Here is a 16,895-nt window from a genome sequence, read left to right on the forward strand (position 1 = left end):
GACCCGGGCATACTCCAAGGCTCGGCTCGCGCCTTGAGGGCCAGCATGCGCCGACCTTCGCTTCCCATTAGGCGTACTCGTCCCGCCAGAACCGTTCCCACCTGCGCAAACGCGGGATCAAAGCAGTCATCCCCGAGAAGAAGGACCAGGCCGCCCACCGCAAGAACCGCAGCTCACACGGCGGACGGCCCGTCACCTGGGACAAGCAGCTGTACAAGCTCCGCAACAGCGTCGAACGCACCATCAACAAGATCAAGGACTGGCGTGGCCTCGCCGTCCGCTACGACAAAAAGCCTGAAAGCTACCAGGCCGGACTCGAATTATGCGCCGGTCTCCTCTGGATCCGACACCTCGGATCACAGCCTTGATCACAACTCCACACAGGCCCTAGGGAGCTGGCTTCGGGAAGGCATGGTCGCCTGGATCCAGGGCCTCGGCGACTTGGGGCCGCAGCTCCTTCCTCATCATCGCGGACGGCTCGCTCCCTGGGGTGTCCGGCTGCTGAGTGACAACACACTGATCATCGGCCACGCCCGTGACGGCATACTCGAAAAAGACGTGACCGTCCGAGCCGACCTTGATTTCGGTAGAAGGCAGTGGCTCCGACACTTTCACGACGTAAGCCTCTTCGAGGCACCCCGCCAAGATCTGGCACGCTGGAAGTGGGCCCGTGATCGACTCCGCCAGCCCCTGATCCGCCGCCTGCGGCAGCGCGACCTTCCCGTTCCCTCCACGTCACCTTGCAGACGAACGCGTCTGGTTCCTCGCGCGACTGATCATGGAGAACGGGAATGGCACCAGAGTCGCCCGGCAGATCGCATTGGACCGTCTGCGTGCCGAAGTGGACGCTCTCATGGCCCACGCCGCGAACACAGTCCGGTCCACGTGGCAACGTGGCGGAAGACCGAGCTTCGACTCCGAGGACGTCCGCTGGCTCCACACGCAGTTGCAGCACGTCCGGGGCGACGTCCTGGAGAACCCTTGCCCCGAACCCGACCGACCCGAAGGCCCTTCGCGCTACATAGGGCAGACCTATTCACCCGAGCTGACGCGGTCGATCACCGGCCGATGTCCTGCGCGGCGCCCTCGTCGGGTACCGCGACCTCGTGGAGACCAACTTCGCCCGGTTCGGAGCAGCGCTCGGCCTTTACAGCGTCTTCCCCGTCCGCGCCAAAGGCTTCGTCATTATGCCCCAGCCAGATGACACCCAGGCATGGTCTGCCGCCGTCGTGTACGGCGTGCACCCCGTCACATCCACAGACCTTCGCGACACCCCGGCTGTCGACCTGGAACTCGCCGAAGAACCAGACACCCCCACCCACGACATCTGGCAGCAGGTCAGCTCCGTTCCATCGTCCGTATTCCGGCTTCCAGCCGCGCAGGGACACTTTTCTCAGAGACCCCCGGTCGACTGTCGTCGCTGCCCGCGGCCTGAACAGCACTTCAGTGAGCCTGACACCCCTTCGGAACGAGCGTCATTTCAGCGTCAAGATATCGCCCGTAACGCCCACACCGCACATAATGCGCACGCACAAAACCGCAGGTCAGGACGGCTTGGCGACCGGTTCAAGGATCGCGACACACTCCACGTGGTGAGTCATCGGAAACAGATCGAACGCCCGCAGCACCCGCACCCGGTACCCCCCGTCCCGGAAGTACGCCAGGTCCCGGGCCAGCGCCGCCGGGTCGCACGCGACGTAGGCGATGCGGCGGGCGCCGAGGGATGTCAGGTGCTTGACCGTCTGCTTGCCCGCGCCCGCCCGGGGCGGGTCCAGGACGATCAGGTCGGTCTCCGTGATGCCCGTGCGGGGCAGGGCCCCTTCGACCTTGCCGTGTTCGATGCGGACCCTCGGCAGTTCCTTCAGGTTGTGCCTGGCGTCCTCGCACGCGCGCTTCGAGGACTCGATGCCGAGCACCGCGCCCTGCTCGCCGACCCGTTCGGCGATCGCGCCCGCGAACAGGCCGACACCGCAGTACAGGTCGAGCGCCGTGTCGCCCTTGCGGGGCATCAGGCCCTGCATCACGGCCTTCAGCAGGGTGTCGGCCGCCTGCGGGTGGACCTGCCAGAAGCCGCCCATGCCGACGCGGTACGTGCGCCCGTCGGCCCGTTCGCGGACGAAGGGGCGGCCGTGGACCCGGTGCACTCCCCCGTCGTGCTCCTCGACGCGCAGCACGGAGACCGGCTTGTCGAGCTCGACCAGGGGCAGCCGGCCGCCCGGCTTCGGGGTGAGGACGACCTGGCGGTCGCTGGAGCCGGTGGCCGCGATGGCCTCGACGGATGCCAGTTGCGGCCACTCGCGCTTCTCGATGCCCAGTTCCGTGACGCCCGGCGCCGCGATCATGCAGTGGTCGATCGGTTCGACCTCGTGCGAGCGGTGCTTGCGCAGGCCCGCCCGGCCCTGGTCGTCCACCGCGTACTGGACCCGGGTACGCCACGCGGGCACCTCGCCCGCCGGCAGCTTGTCACCGGCCGCGGGCATCACGGTGCCGTCCCAGCCCGCTTCCTCCGGGGTGAGGCCCGCCAGCCGCTGGAGCTGCTCGGCGATCACCTCTCCCTTGAGCCTGCGCTGTGCGCCCGGCTTGGCGTGCTGCCAGTCGCAGCCGCCGCACCGGCCCGGACCCGCGAACGGGCACGGCGCCTCGACCCGGTCCTTGGACGCCTCGATGATCCGGACGGCGTCGGCCCGCAGGAAGCGTGAGTTCTCCTCGCCGTCGGTCACCCGGGCGACGACCTTCTCGCCGGGCAGGGTGTGCCGGACGAAGAGGACACGGCCCTCCTCATTGCGGGCGATGCAGTGGCCACCGTGCGCGACGGGGCCGACCTCGACCTCGTACTCCTCCCCGACCAGCGATGACGTGGGTTCTGTCTGCATGGCGGGGGGACTCCAGAAGGTCAAAAGGGAACAGCCGGACAACGACCCACCAGTCTACGTGGGCGCTGCCCGGCTCTTCACCAGCCGGATACCGGATCGGGGCGGGACGGCCCGGGAGGTTCCGGTCCGCGCCGATCCCGTCCGGCCCGGCCCGGTCCGGTCCGCTCAGCTCTTGCCCTTCGCGTCCTTCGTATCCTTGCCGCCCTTCCCACCGACAGCGCCCTTCCCGCCGGCAGCGCCCACGGCCTCGTCGGACCGCCTGGCCACCGGGCCACGGCGCACCGCACCCGGCGCGTTCCAGTCCGCCCGCTTCTTCGCGCGCTTCTTCGCGAGTTCCGAGGACTCCAGCTGGTACGGAACCGAGGTGACCATGACACCAGGGGTGAAGAGCAGCCGCCCCTTCAGGCGCAGGGCGCTCTGGTTGTGCAGGACGTGCTCGTACCAGTGCCCCACCACGTACTCGGGGATGTAGATGGAGACCACGTCCCGCGGGCTCTCGCGCCGCAGGCCCCGTACGTACTCAATGATCGGCCGGGTGATCTCGCGGTACGGGGAGTCCAGGATCTTCAGCGGCACATTGATCCCACGCCGCTCCCAGTCCTCCTTGAGCGCCTTCGTCTCGGCCGGGTCCACGCCGATGGAGAGCGCCTCCAGGTGGTCGGAGCGCATCAGCTTCGCGTAGCCGAGCGCGCGCAGCGTCGGCTTGTGGAGCTTGGAGACCAGCACGATCGAGTGGACGCGCGACGGGCGCAGGCTGTCGTCGGACGGCTCGTCCGGTGCCGCGATCTCGTCGGCCACCCGGTCGTAGTGCTTGCGGATTGCGGTCATGGTCCCGAAGAAGATCACCATACCGAGCAGGGCGACCCAGGCGCCGTGGGTGAACTTGGTGGCCAGGACGACGACCAGCACCAGACCGGTGAAGAAGGCGCCGAAGGCGTTGATCGCACGCGAACGGATCATGTGGCGGCGCTTGTTCGGGTCCTTCTCCGTCGCCAGGTGGCGGTTCCAGTGCCGGACCATGCCGGTCTGGCTGAGGGTGAAGGAGACGAACACGCCGACGATGTACAGCTGGATCAGGCGTGTCGAGTCCGCGCCGTAGATCACCACGAGCAGCACGGCCGCACCCGCGAGCAGCACGATGCCGTTGGAGAAGGCCAGCCGGTCGCCCCGGGTGTGCAGCTGGCGCGGCAGGTAGCGGTCCTGGGCGAGGATCGAGCCGAGCAGCGGGAAGCCGTTGTACGCGGTGTTGGCGGCCAGGAAGAGGACCAGAGCGGTCGCCGCGGCGAGGACCACGAAGAAGAACGTGCCGTTGCCGAACACGGCGGCGGCCACCTGCGAGATCACCGGGTCCTGGTTGTAGCCGGACCCCAGCGGGACACCGTGGTTGAGCAGATCGGCGGCGGGGTTGGACGCCATCCGCACCTTGGTGGCCATGGCGAGGCCGATGATCCCGCAGAACATCGTGACAGCCAGGATGCCCATCAGCGCCAGCGTGGACGCGGCGTTCTTGCTCTTCGGCTTGCGGAAGGCCGGTACGCCGTTGCTGATCGCCTCGACACCGGTGAGCGCCGCACAACCGGAGGAGAAAGCCCGCAGCAGCAGGAAGACCATGGCGAAACCGCCGAGGCCGCTCCGCTCGGCGTGGATCGTGAAGTCCGCGGTCGGGGCCTTCATGGTGTCGCCGAGCACGAAGCCCCGGTAGGCGCCCCACGCGATCATGATGAAGACGCCGGCGACGAAGACGTACGTCGGAATGGCGAAAAGCTTCCCCGATTCCTTCACACCGCGCAGGTTCATCAGGGTCAGCAGCACGATCGTGCCGACGGCGCAGAGCACCTTGTGCTCGACGACGAAGGGGATCGCCGAGCCGAGGTTCTCGACGCCGGACGAGATCGACACCGCGACGGTGAGGACGTAGTCGACGAGCAGGGCGCTGGCCACGGTGAGCCCGGCCTTCGGCCCGAGGTTGGTGGTGGCGACCTCGTAGTCACCACCGCCGCTCGGGTAGGCGTGCACGTTCTGCCGGTAGGACGCCACCACGGTGAACATCAGCACCACAACGGCAGCCGCGATCCACGGGCTGAAGTGGTAGGCCGACACACCCGCTACGGAGAGGACTAGCAGCACTTCTCCCGGGGCGTACGCCACCGAGGACAGGGGGTCGGAGGCGAAGACGGGAAGCGCGATGCGTTTGGGGAGAAGGGTCTCGCCCAGCTTGTCGCTGCGCAGCGCCCGGCCGATCAGGATGCGTTTGGGCACGTCGGTCAGTTTGGACACGGTGAGGATCGTAAGCGTTCGATATAGGGGGCGCGCACCCCCACCCCCTCATCGCCACGGACTCGTCACAACGGAACTTCCCCGTCCTTGTCAGAGGCTTTCCGCACAGGGCTCCCCACCCGCACCGCGCGTGTGTAGCTTGGCCGCTTGTCTGAGAGTCTTTATTCCTCGGCCGGGGCCTTTTTCCGGTGGAACAGTTATGACCGAAAATTTACGGACGTGTGGAAGGACGGTCGTGCACATCGTCATCATGGGCTGCGGGCGAGTGGGAGCCGCTCTCGCGCAGACCCTGGAACAGCAGGGGCACACGGTCGCAGTGATCGACCAGGACCCCACGGCCTTCCGCCGTCTCGGCGCCGGGTTCGGCGGCCGCCGGGTCACCGGAGTCGGTTTCGACCAGGACACCCTCCGTGAAGCGGGTGTCGAGGAGGCCGGTGCGTTCGCCGCGGTGAGCAGCGGGGACAACTCGAACATCATCGCGGCGCGGGTAGCCCGCGAGATGTTCGGGATCGAGAACGTCGCCGCCCGCATCTACGACCCCCGCCGTGCCGAGGTCTACCAGCGCCTGGGTATCCCGACAGTGGCGACTGTCCGCTGGACCGCCGACCAGATGCTGCGGCGGCTGCTGCCGTCCGGCTCCGAACCGCTGTGGCGCGACCCGAGCGGGGGTGTGCAGCTCGCGGAGGTGCATACGTCGGCTGCCTGGATCGGCCGCAAGATCAGCCAGCTCCAGGAGGAGACGGGCGTGCGCGTCGCGTTTCTCACCCGTCTGGGTGAGGCGACGCTCCCCACGTCCCGGACCGTGCTCCAGGAGGGTGATCTGGTGCACGTCATGATGCACACGGACGAGGTCGAAAAGGTCGAGGCGGCCTTCGCCCGAGGTCCCGAGGAGGGCGGTCACTGATGCGTGTGGCTATTGCCGGGGCCGGCGCGGTGGGTCGTTCCATCGCGGGCGAGCTGCTGGAGAACGGGCACGAGGTCCTGCTGGTCGACAAGGCGCCCACCGCGATCTCGGTGGAGCGGGTGCCGCTGGCCGAGTGGCTCCTCGCGGACGCCTGCGAGATCACCTCACTGGACGAGGCGGCGCTGCAGCGGTGCAACGTGGTGATCGCCGCGACCGGTGACGACAAGGTCAACCTGGTGGTCTCGCTGCTCGCGAAGACGGAGTACGGGGTACCGCGGGTCGTGGCCCGGGTGAACAACCCGAAGAACGAGTGGCTGTTCAACGAGTCCTGGGGCGTCGATGTCGCAGTCTCCACGCCGCGGCTGATGTCGGCGCTGGTCGAGGAGGCCGTAAGCGTCGGCGATCTCGTCCGGCTGCTGCGCTTCAGCCACGGCGACGCCAACCTCGTCGAGCTGACGCTGCCACCGGAGTCGGCGCTGGCCGGTACCCAGGTCAGTGAGGTGGCGTGGCCCGAGGACACCTCGCTGGTCACCATCATCCGCGGCACGCGCGTCCTGACGCCGAGCCCGGAGGAGACCCTGGAGGCGGGCGACGAGCTGCTGTTCGTGGCCGCGCAGGCGCGCGAGGAGCAGTTGGAGGACCTGCTGTCGGTACGCCGGGAGGGCGCGGCCGGGTAACCGCTCCGGCCGGCAGCACACCGTACGAGCTGCCCGCACACGCGGAACGCCGTACCGGATCGATCCCGGTACGGCGTTCCGCGTGTGCGGGTGGTTCTGTGGCTCCACATGCCCTGTGGCCCTGTGGCTTTGTGACCCTGTGGTTGACGCCGTTTACGCCTCGCCGCGCTGTGCCTCGGCGGCGGCCGCCCTTTGGGCCTTCTCGGCCTTCTCGGCCTTCTCCTCGGCTTCCATCTCCGCGAAAACGTCGATGGGCGGCGGCGCCTTCGCCAGGAAGACCCAGGTGAGGTAGACCGCGAGCAGGAACGGCGGGATCTTCAGCGCGATCAGCACCCAGCCGAACTGCGTGGTGTCGGCCCACCAGTACAGCGGGAAGAGGATCGCGCACTTGGCGAGGAGGATCAGCCCCCAGGCCCAACTCGACTTCGCGTACGCCGTCTTGCGGCCGGGGTTGCGGTTGCGCCAGGAGAGGTTCTCCTTGAAGACCGGCCCGAGGATCACGCCGATCAGCGGGAAACCGACCGCCGCCGTGACGAGGTAGGCGAGAGCCAGGCCCAGCGTGTAGAGCATGCCCGGCAGATAGAAGTCCTTGGCGTTGCCGGTCATCATCGCGAAGACCACACCGAACGCGACGCCGAAGACACCGCTGAAGGCGTGCTTGACGGTGTCCCTGCGGACCAGCCGCACCACGACGAGCACCAGGGAGACCGCTACGGCGGCGATCGCGGAGGTCTTCAGGTCCTTGTTGATCGTGAAGATGGTCACGAACAGCAGGCCCGGGAGCACGGTCTCGACCATGCCCCGCACTCCGCCGAAGGCTTCGAAGAGCGCTGCCTCCGTGACGCCTCTGTCAGCGGTGTCCTGGTCGGTTGTGGTCGGCTTGTCGGGAGACGTCACCGGCTACTCCTGTCCGAGCGGTCGCAGTTCGTATTTGGGGTTGAACAGCACCCGCCGGCCGTGGCTCATGGAGATCCGGCCGGAGGCGATCAGCTTTCGGCCGGGCTCTATGCCGACGATCGAGCGCCGCCCCAGCCACACCACGTCCAGCGGGGCCGTGCCGTCGAACAGCTCGGCCTCCAGGGCGGGCACACCGGCCCGGGGACGCAGGGTGACCGTGCGCAAGGTACCAGTCACCTTGACGATCTGGCGGTCGGTGCATTCGGAGATCCGGGTACACCCCGTGGCCTGCGAGTCCTCCTGCAGCTCCGCGGAGTGCAGATCCTCCTGCGAGGTCGACAGCCGGTCGATCATCCGGCGGAAGCGGCCGGTCGGCTTAGCGCTCATACGTGAAGGGTACCGGGGCCCCGCCCCCCGGTATCCCCTGCCACCGTCGCTGTCCCAGTGCCCGGAACCGTCCAGGCGCCGGACCGTCTCAGTGCTCGAAGCGGTAACCCATGCCGGGCTCGGTGACGAAGTGCCTGGGGTGCGAGGGGTCGGCCTCCAGTTTGCGGCGCAGCTGGGCCATGTAGACGCGCAGATAGTTGGTCTCCGTGCCGTACGAGGGGCCCCATACCTCCTGGAGCAGCTGCTTCTGGCTGACCAGCCGGCCGGTGTTCCGTACGAGCACCTCCAGGAGGTGCCACTCGGTCGGTGTCAGGCGGACGTCGCGGCCCGCGCGCTGCACCTTCTTGGCCGCCAGGTCGACCGTGAACTCCGCGGTCTCCACCAGTGAGACGTCCTCGCCGCCCGCGCCGGAGACCGGTCCGACGGGCTCGGCCCTGCGGACCGCTGCGCGCAGCCGGGCCAGCAGCTCGTCCATGCCGAAGGGCTTGGTGACGTAGTCGTCGGCGCCCGCGTCCAGCGCCTCGACCTTCTCGTCCGATGTGTGGCGGGCGGAGAGCACCAGGACGGGCACCCGGGTCCAGCCGCGCAGGCCCTTGATGACCTCCACACCGTCCATGTCGGGCAGCCCCAGGTCCAGGAGGACGACGTCCGGGTGGCGGGCGGCGGCGAGCCGGAGTGCGGTGGCCCCGTCCGGGGCGGCGTCCACCTCGTACTTGCGCGCCTTCAGGTTGATCACAAGGGCGCGCACAATCTGCGGATCGTCCTCGACCACGAGCACCCGGGTCATAGCTGGCTCTGCCTTTCTGCCGATGGGGTGGCCGGGGTGGAGCCGGCCGGCGGTGCGGAGCCCGCGCCTGCCGGTCCCGCGGCCGATCTCAGGGTGAGGACCATGGTCATGCCGCCGCCGGGGGTGTCCTCGGCGCCGAGCGTGCCGCCCATGGCCTCGGCGAAGCCGCGGGCGACCGCGAGTCCGAGTCCGACGCCCACGCCGCGCGGGGCGTCGCCGAGGCGCTGGAAGGGTTCGAAGATGCGTTCCTTGGCCTCGTCGGGGACGCCCGGGCCCCGGTCGGCTACGCGCAGCTCCACGCGGTCGCCCAGCGCGCTGGCGGCCACGGTGACGGGAACGTCGCCCGGGTTGTACTTGACGGCGTTCTCGACGACGTTGGCGACGGCCCGCTCCAGCAGGCCGGGGTCGACGGCCACCATGGGCAGCGACTCCGGGATGTCCAGCTCGGCGCTGCCCTCGGGGACCCCGCCCAGCGCCATCGGGACGACCTCGTCGAGGTCGATCTCGCGGATCAGCGGGGTGACGGTGCCGGTCTGGAGCCGCGAGACGTCCAGGAGGTTGCCCACGAGGTGGTCGAGGCGGTCCGCGCCGTCCTCGATGCCCGCGAGCAGCTCCGCCTCGTCCTCGTCCGACCAGGAGACGTCGTCGGAGCGCAGCGAGCTGACGGCTGCCTTGATGGCGGCGAGCGGGGTACGCAGATCGTGGCTGACCGCCGCGAGCAGCGCCGTACGGATGCGGTTGCCCTCGGCCAGCCTGCGGGCCTCCTCTGCCTCGCCGACGAGGCGCCTGCGGTCCAGTACGACAGCGGCCTGGGCGGCGAAGGCGCCGAGAACCCTGCGGTCCTCGGCGGGCAGCACGCGGCCGGTGAGCGCCATCGCCATATGGTCGCCGATCGGCATGTCCACGTCCGCGTCCTCGGGGCGGGCCAGCGGCCGGGGCCCGACGCTGCCCACGCGGACCCACGGGTCGACGTCACTCTTCCGTTCGAGGAGTGCCACGGACTCCATGGCGAATGTCTCCCTCACCCGTTCGAGCAGGGCGTCCAGCGAGGTCTCGCCGCGCAGCACGCTGCCGGCCAGGAAGGAGAGGATCTCGGACTCGGCGCGCAGCCTGGCCGCCTGGTGGGTGCGGCGGGCCGCCTGGTCCACCACGGACGCCACCGCCACGGCCACCGACACGAAGATCACGATGGCGACGATGTTCTTGGGATTCGAGATCGTCAGCAGATGCAGCGGCGGCGCGAAGTAGTAGTTCAGCAGCAGCGAGCCGAAGGCCGCCGACGCGAGCGCCGGCAGCAGTCCGCCGAGCAACGCGGCGGCCACCGTCAGCGACAGGAAGAGCAGCATGTCGTTGGCGAGGCCGAGCTCGGCGTCCACGTTGGTCAGCAGCACGGTGAGGAGGGCCGGTCCGACGACCCCGGCCAGCCAGCCCCAGATGATCCGTACGTGCCCCAGGCGCGCCCCCCGTGCGACCGGCAGCCCGCGCCCCTTGGCGGCCTCCTCGTGGGTGACGATGTGGACATCCAGATCGGGCCCGGAGTCCCGGGCCACGGTCTGGCCGACGCCGGGGCCGAAGATGTACTGCCAGGTCTTGCGGCGGCTGGAGCCGAGCACGATCTGGGTGGCGTTGACCCCGCGGGCGAACTCCAGCAACGCGGACGGGATGTCCTCCCCTATGACGTGGTGGAAGGTGCCGCCCAGGTCCTCGACCAGCGTCCGCTGGAACGCCAGCTCCTTGGGTGATGCGGAGGTCAGGCCGTCGCTCCGGGCGATGTAGACGGCGAGGATCTCGCTGCCGGAGCCCTTGGCGGCCATCCTGGCCGCGCGGCGGATGAGCGTGCGGCCCTCGGGGCCGCCGGTGAGTCCCACCACGATGCGCTCGCGGGCCTGCCAGGTGGACCGGATGTCGTGCTCTCCGCGGTACTGCTGGAGGTACTCGTCCACCCGGTCGGCCACCCAGAGCAGCGCGAGTTCGCGCAGGGCGGTGAGGTTGCCGGGGCGGAAGTAGTTGGAGAGGGCGGCGTCGACCTTGTCGGGCTTGTAGATGTTGCCGTGGGCCATCCGGCGGCGCAGCGAGTGGGGCGACATGTCGACCAGTTCGAGCTGGTCGGCCCGGCGGACCACTTCGTCAGGGACGGTCTCGCGCTGGGCGACGCCCGTTATCGACTCGACGACGTCGCCGAGCGACTCCAGATGCTGGATGTTGACGGCCGATACGACGTCGATGCCCGCCTTGAGCAGCTCCTCCACGTCCTGCCAGCGCTTGGCGTTGCGCGAGCCCGGGACATTGGTGTGGGCCAGCTCGTCGACCAGGGCGACGGCGGGCGCGCGTTCCAGGACCGCGTCCACGTCCATTTCGGTGAAGACGCCGCCGCGGTAGCCGATCTCACGGCGCTGGACCTGTTCCAGGCCGTGCATCATCACCTCGGTGCGCGGCCGGTCGTGGTGCTCGACGAAGGCGACGACGCAGTCCGTTCCCCGCTCCACCCTGCGGTGGGCTTCGGACAGCATCGCGTACGTCTTCCCGACGCCCGGTGCCGCGCCGAGGAATATCCGAAGCTTGCCTCGCGCCATGGCCCCATTCTCTTTCGAGCAGCGTCTTCCGAGGAGCAGCGTCTCCCGGAGGACATCGCCTCCAGGAGAACAGCTGGGTACTCTCCGTCGACCTTACGGCCAGGGATTCCGGCATAACGGACGGGGGGGCCGCCCACGCGGGTGTCTTGACGCGATCCTGATAACGGCGGCGGGACCCGGTCCGCCCTGGTCAAGCAGGGCCGAACGGGTCCCGTCGCACCGGCGGACACTGAGCGTCACAGCGGCTCCGCGCGGTCGTTTCCCGAGCTCGCACGGCCAGTGCCCGCCGGCCTCGGTGGCCCGGTGGACGGCGCGGCTCAGGCAGCCGCCACTCGCCCGCGCTCCCCCCTGTCACCGTGAATGGGGTTGTCCGAGCCGGTCAGCGGCACGCCCGTCCCTCCCCGCCGGGCCGCCACGATCTCCGCCGCTATCGACAGGGCGGTCTCCTCGGGTGTGCGGGCGCCGAGATCGAGGCCGATCGGCGACCTCAGCCGGGCCAGCTCCCCCTCGGTCAGACCGACTTCCCGCAGCCGCCGGTCACGGTCCAGATGGGTGCGGCGCGACCCCATCGCGCCGACGAACGCGACCGGCATCCGCAGCGCCTCCTTCAGCAGGGGTATGTCGAACTTGGCGTCGTGGGTGAGCACGCACAGGACCGTGCGCCCGTCGGTCCGGGCGCGCCGCAGATAGCGGTGCGGCCAGTCGACCACGATGTCATCGGCCGCGGGAAAGCGGTCCCTCGTGGCGAAGACGGGCCGGGCGTCGCACACGGTCACGTGGTAGCCGAGGAACTTGCCCGCGCGCACGAGCGCCGCGGCGAAGTCGACCGCACCGAAGACGATCATGCGGGGCGGCGGCACGTTCGCTTCGACGAGCAGCGTGAGGCCGCCGGGGCACTGCGAGCCGTCCTCCGAGAGACCGACCGTGCCGGTGCGCCCGGAGTCCAGCATGGCCCGGGCCTCGGCCGCCGCCGTCCGGTCCAGTTCCGCCTGGCCGCCGAGGGTCCCCTCGTACGGGCCGTCGGGGCGTACGGCCAGGGCCCTGCCGAGGAGTCCGGCCGGGCCCCGGACGACCCGGGCGACCGCCACCTGCTCCCCCCGGGCGGCGCCGGCCAGCACCGCCCGGAACACCGGCCGCCAGGGCGCGCCGGCGGCGACCGGCGTGACCATGACGTCAAGGGTCCCGCCGCAGGTGAGGCCGGCCGCGAAGGCGTCCTCGTCGCTGTAGCCGAACCGTTCGACGACCGTCTCCCCGTCCGCCAGCGCCTGTCGGCACAGCTCGTACACCTCCGACTCCACACAGCCTCCGGAGACCGAGCCGATGACCTGCCCCTCGCCGTCGACGGCGAGGGCAGCGCCGGGGCCGCGCGGGGCGCTGCCACCGACGGCGACGACGGTCGCGACGGCGAAGTCCCGGCCCTCCTCGGCCCAGCGGTGCAGCTCATCGGCTATGTCAAGCACGCGGGTCCCCCGTACCGGCCATGATGACGCGGTCGGGCCTGATGGGCAGGGCCCGGTGGCGTACACCCGTCGCGTGCCAGACCGCGTTGGCGATGGCCGCCGCGGCGCCCACGATGCCGATCTCGCCGACGCCCTTGATACCGACCGGGTCGTCGGGATCGTCGGTGGCCGGGTCCTCGATCCAGTCCGCCTCGATGGCGGGCACGTCGGCGTGCGTGGCGACGTGGTACCCCGCGAGGTCCGCACCGTAGTGACCGCCGGACGCGCGGTCCCGGACCGCCTCCTCGTGCAGGGCCATGGAGATGCCCCAGACCATTCCGCCGAGGAACTGGTTGCGTGCGGTGAGCGGGTTGACGATCCGGCCCGCCGAGAAGATGCCGAGCATCCGCCGTACGCGTACCTCTCCGGTGGCGACGTCCACGGCGACCTCCGCGAACTGCGCCCCGAAGGAGTGGCGTTCCTTCTGTTCGAGGGCGCCGACGGCCTCGGTGGTGTCCGACCGCACCGTGATGCCCTCCGGCGGGATGTCGGCGCCGGGCACGAGCCGCTCGCGCAGTTCGCCGGCCGCAGCCGTGATCGCCCATGCCCAGGACCTGGTGCCCATCGATCCGCCGGCGATCATCGCCGGTCCGAAGTCGCTGTCGCCGATCCGTACCCGGATACGGTCCGGGGCGGCCTCCAGCGCGTCGGCGGCCACCAGGGTGAGCGCCGTACGGGCCCCTGTTCCGATGTCCGCAGCGGAGATCCGTACGGTGAAGGTTCCGTCCGCCTCCGCCGTCACAGCGGCCGTGGACGGTGCGACCCCCGCCGGGAACGAGGCCGCAGCCGTGCCGGTGCCGATCAGCCAGCGCCCGTCGGCGCGCAGGCCGGGACGGGGGTCACGGTCCGCCCAGCCGAACCTGCGCGCGCCTTCACGGAAGCAGCCGTGCAGGTTACGGCCGCTGAAGGGCAGGCCGGACACGGGGCCCAGCTCGGGCTCGTTGCGGGCGCGCAGCTCGATCGGGTCGATGCCGCACTTCTCGGCGAGTTCGTCGAGCGCCGACTCCAGCGCGAACGACCCCGGCGCCTCGCCCGGGGCGCGCATGAAGGTCGGTGTCGGTACGTCGAGGCGTACCACCCGGACGGCCGTGTGGTGGGCGTCGGCGTCGTACATGACCCGCGGCACCGCGGCGCTCGGCTCGACGAACTCGTGCACGGACGAGGTGAGGCTCAGGGAGCTGTGTTCCAGCGCGCGCAGTCGTCCGTCGGCGTCCGCGCCCAGCCTGAGCCGCTGCGCCGTGGGGCTGCGATATCCGGCGAGCGAGAACATCTGACGTCGCGTCAGCACAACGCGTACCGGGCGCTGGAGGACGGTCGCGGCCATCACCGCGGCGACCTGGTGGGCGCGCGCCCCCTTGCTCCCGAAGCCGCCGCCGACGTGTTCGGACCGTACGCGGACCGATGCGGGGTCGAGCGAGAACAGATTCGCGAGTTCGCCCGCTACCCAGGTGGTGCCCTGGTTGGAGTCGACGACTTCGAGGCGGCCGCCCTCCCAGAGGGCGGTGGCCGCGTGCGGCTCCATCATGCTGTGGTGCTCTTCCGGAGTGGTGTACTCCGCGTCCACGACGACGGCGGACGCGGCGAGTTCCGCCTCCAGGTCGCCCTTCCCGGTCACGGCCGGCATATGGCCGTCCGCGGGATACGCGTCCGGGTGGCCGGCGGTGAACGCGACGTCGTGCGGTTCCACGTCGTACTGCACGACCAGCGCCTCGGCGGCCTCCCTGGCCTGCTCGGACGTCTCGGCGACGACGAGCGCCACCGGCCACCCCATGAACGGCACCCGGTCATGCTGGAAGAGCACATAGGTCGGGTCCGGCGGGGCGCCCAGGAGGCCGGTGTAGTCGGAGTCGACGCGCGGCGCGTTCCCGTGGTGGAGGACGGCGAGCACCCCGGGCATCGCGAGGACATCTGCGGTCTCCACCGAGCGGATGCGGCCACGGGCGACGGTGGACAGCACCAGCCAGCCGTGGGCCAGTTCGGCGAAGGGGATCTCACCCGCGTAGCGGGCGGCGCCGGTGACCTTGTCGCGGCCCTCCACTCGGATGTGCGCGGTACCGACCGCGCTCTGCAGTCTGGTGGTCGTGGTGGTGGTCATCGGGCGGCCTCCTCGGCGAGTTCGGTCAGCACCGCCACCACGAGGTTGCGCATCAGCGCCACCTTGTATCCGTTGTGCGGCAGGGGCTCGGCGGCCGCCAGTTCGGCGTCCGCGGCGGCGGCGAACGTCTCGGCGTCGGCAGACGCTCCGGTCAGCACCGCTTCGGCCGCCCGGGCACGCCACGGCCGGGACGCGACCGCTCCGAAGGCCAGGCGTACGTCGCGGACCACTCCGTCCCGGACGTCGAGCGCGGCGGCGATCGAGCCGATGGCGAAAGCGTACGAGGCGCGCTCGCGCACCTTCCGGTAGCGCGAGAAGGCGGCGACCGGGGCCGGCGGCAGGGTGACGCCGGTGATCAGCGCCCCCGGCGGCAGTGCGGTCTCCAGGTGCGGCGTGTCGCCGACGGGCAGGTAGAACTCCGTGAGCGGCAACTCGCCGGGGCCTTCGGCCGTTTCGTACGACACGACGGCGTCGAAGGCGGTCAGCGCCACACCCATGTCCGAGGGGTGGATCGCCACGCAGTGGCCGGATGCGCCCAGGACGGCGTGGTTGTGGTGCTCGCCCTCGATGGCGGGGCAACCGCTGCCGGGAACGCGCTTGTTGCAGGGTTTGGTCACGTCCGTGAAGTAGCCGCAGCGGGTGCGCTGGAGCAGGTTCCCGCCGACGGTGGCCATGTTGCGCAGCTGTCCGGAGGCACCGGCCAGCACCGCCTGCGTCAGCGCCGGGTAGTTTCTGCGGACTTCGGGGTGTGCGGCGAGGTCGCTGTTGGTGACGGTCGCGCCGATGCGCAGACCGCCGCCCCCGGCCGCCTCGATAGCGTCCAGGGGCAGTTCACGTACATCGACGAGGCTGGTGGGGCGCTCGACGCCCGCCTTCATCAGGTCGACGAGGTTGGTGCCGCCACCGAGATAGCGGGCGCCGGAATCTGCGCCGGCCAGCGCGAGGGCGCCGGAGACGTCGAAGACCCGCTCATATCCGAACTCCTTCATGCCGCCGCTCCATCTGCCGCCGAGGCCGTCCCGGCCTCTGTGGTCCGTGTGGTCTCTGTGGCCCCTGAGGGCTCTATGGATTCCGTGGCCGGCTCATGGGCCGCCGCCGCGCGGGCGACCGCCTGCACGATCGACACATAGGCGCCGCAGCGGCAGAGATTGCCGCTCATCCGCTCCCGGATCTCCTCGGCGGTCAGCGGGGGCGGCCCCGCCTCGGGCCGCACATCGCCGGTGACCGCGCTCGGCCAGCCCGCCGCGTGTTCCTCGATCACCGCGACCGCCGAACAGATCTGTCCCGGCGTGCAGTAGCCGCACTGGTATCCGTCCAGGTCGAGGAACGCCTGCTGGACCGGGTGCAGTTGACCGCCTTCGGCGACGCCTTCGATGGTGGTTATCTCACGCCCTTCGGCCGCCACGGCCAGTTGCAGACAGGCCACGGCACGGCGCCCGTCGAGCAGGACGGTGCAGGCGCCGCACTGTCCCTGGTCGCAGCCCTTCTTGGTGCCGGTCAGATCGAGCCGCTCGCGCAGGGCGTCGAGCAGGGTGGTGCGGTGGTCGACGGGCAGCGTGTGCTTCTCGCCGTTGACCTTCAAGGTGATATTGGCGCTGTACGCCGTCGGGGTGGCTGGGGCAGGGGCCATGATCAGCCTTCTTTCGCGTATGCCGGAGTCCGCCGGAAGGACGGACCGGCAGGCGGTCGAACGAGGAGACGCAAGGGGGATCCGGGCCGGCGGCCGTGCACGGCCGGGCGGGCCCGGGAGAACCGCAGGCTGGGGAGGAACGACGGGCACCGGCGGCAGCCGGCCGGCCGTATCCCCGCCGGCCGAATCGCCGCTATGGTGAATATAAGCGGACAGCTGTCCATTTGCAGGGAGCGTAATGGACAGTTGTCCGGTTAGCAAGGCCCAAGATCGGCCACGCGCCGCCGGGAGGACGA

Annotated in this window: 13 protein-coding genes and 1 pseudogene; 3 read left to right on the forward strand and 11 right to left on the reverse strand. The window is 70.2% G+C overall.

Going from position 1 to position 16,895, the window contains the following annotated elements; translation table 11 throughout:
- Nucleotides 1-71 precede the first annotated feature (71 nt).
- Nucleotides 72-368: pseudogene (locus OG452_RS07285) on the forward strand (transposase); the annotation flags it as partial.
- A gap of 690 nt (nt 369-1,058) precedes the next feature.
- On the opposite strand, the gene OG452_RS07290 reads toward OG452_RS07285, so the two are convergent.
- The 3 genes from OG452_RS07290 to OG452_RS07300 form a co-directional block, all read right to left on the reverse strand.
- On the reverse strand, nt 1,059-1,388 hold the full coding sequence (locus tag OG452_RS07290) for a hypothetical protein (protein ID WP_327294803.1): 330 nt from the start codon (nt 1,386-1,388) through the stop codon (nt 1,059-1,061).
- Between the two features lie 156 nt (nt 1,389-1,544).
- On the reverse strand, nt 1,545-2,873 hold the full coding sequence (locus tag OG452_RS07295) for a class I SAM-dependent RNA methyltransferase (protein WP_327294804.1): 1,329 nt from the start codon (nt 2,871-2,873) through the stop codon (nt 1,545-1,547).
- A gap of 165 nt (nt 2,874-3,038) precedes the next feature.
- Nucleotides 3,039-5,150 carry an APC family permease gene (locus OG452_RS07300; RefSeq protein WP_327294805.1) on the reverse strand — a complete coding sequence of 704 codons (2,112 nt, stop codon included), beginning with the start codon at nt 5,148-5,150 and terminating at the stop codon, nt 3,039-3,041.
- A 235-nt stretch (nt 5,151-5,385) separates the two neighbouring features.
- On the opposite strand from OG452_RS07300, the gene OG452_RS07305 reads away from it, so the two are divergent.
- A complete protein-coding gene (locus OG452_RS07305) occupies nt 5,386-6,054 on the forward strand; it encodes a potassium channel family protein (RefSeq protein WP_327294806.1) in 669 nt (222 codons plus the stop codon).
- Nucleotides 6,054-6,731 (forward strand): potassium channel family protein, encoded by a 678-nt coding sequence (locus OG452_RS07310; RefSeq protein ID WP_327294807.1) that lies wholly within the window; start codon nt 6,054-6,056, stop codon nt 6,729-6,731. The genes OG452_RS07305 and OG452_RS07310 overlap by 1 nt, the downstream gene beginning before the upstream one ends.
- A 153-nt stretch (nt 6,732-6,884) precedes the next feature.
- Here OG452_RS07310 and OG452_RS07315 read toward each other — a convergent pair whose 3' ends face one another.
- The 8 genes from OG452_RS07315 to OG452_RS07350 form a co-directional block, all read right to left on the reverse strand.
- Nucleotides 6,885-7,628 carry a DUF3159 domain-containing protein gene (locus tag OG452_RS07315; protein ID WP_327294808.1) on the reverse strand — a complete coding sequence of 248 codons (744 nt, stop codon included), beginning with the start codon at nt 7,626-7,628 and terminating at the stop codon, nt 6,885-6,887.
- 3 nt (nt 7,629-7,631) lie between these two features.
- Entirely contained in the window at nt 7,632-7,982 is a 351-nt protein-coding gene (locus OG452_RS07320; RefSeq protein ID WP_327299539.1) for an OB-fold nucleic acid binding domain-containing protein, read from the reverse strand.
- A 121-nt stretch (nt 7,983-8,103) separates the two neighbouring features.
- Nucleotides 8,104-8,802, reverse strand: coding sequence for a response regulator (locus tag OG452_RS07325; RefSeq protein ID WP_327294809.1), 699 nt, complete (start codon nt 8,800-8,802; stop codon nt 8,104-8,106).
- Nucleotides 8,799-11,375 carry an ATP-binding protein gene (locus OG452_RS07330; protein ID WP_327294810.1) on the reverse strand — a complete coding sequence of 859 codons (2,577 nt, stop codon included), beginning with the start codon at nt 11,373-11,375 and terminating at the stop codon, nt 8,799-8,801. Before OG452_RS07330 ends, OG452_RS07325 begins: the two co-directional genes overlap by 4 nt.
- Before the next feature lie 317 nt (nt 11,376-11,692).
- Nucleotides 11,693-12,835, reverse strand: a complete 1,143-nt coding sequence (locus tag OG452_RS07335) for an XdhC/CoxI family protein (RefSeq protein WP_327294811.1) — start codon at nt 12,833-12,835, stop codon at nt 11,693-11,695.
- Complete coding sequence (locus OG452_RS07340; RefSeq protein WP_327294812.1) at nt 12,828-14,969, reverse strand: xanthine dehydrogenase family protein molybdopterin-binding subunit; 2,142 nt, start codon at nt 14,967-14,969, stop codon at nt 12,828-12,830. The genes OG452_RS07335 and OG452_RS07340 overlap by 8 nt, the downstream gene beginning before the upstream one ends.
- Complete coding sequence (locus OG452_RS07345; RefSeq protein WP_327294813.1) at nt 14,966-15,958, reverse strand: FAD binding domain-containing protein; 993 nt, start codon at nt 15,956-15,958, stop codon at nt 14,966-14,968. The genes OG452_RS07340 and OG452_RS07345 overlap by 4 nt, the downstream gene beginning before the upstream one ends.
- A complete protein-coding gene (locus tag OG452_RS07350; protein ID WP_327294814.1) occupies nt 15,955-16,599 on the reverse strand; it encodes a 2Fe-2S iron-sulfur cluster-binding protein in 645 nt (214 codons plus the stop codon). Before OG452_RS07350 ends, OG452_RS07345 begins: the two co-directional genes overlap by 4 nt.
- Nucleotides 16,600-16,895: the final 296 nt, after the last annotated feature.

It is taken from the genome of Streptomyces sp. NBC_01197, assembly GCF_036010505.1.
In the GTDB taxonomy this organism is placed as follows: domain Bacteria; phylum Actinomycetota; class Actinomycetes; order Streptomycetales; family Streptomycetaceae; genus Streptomyces.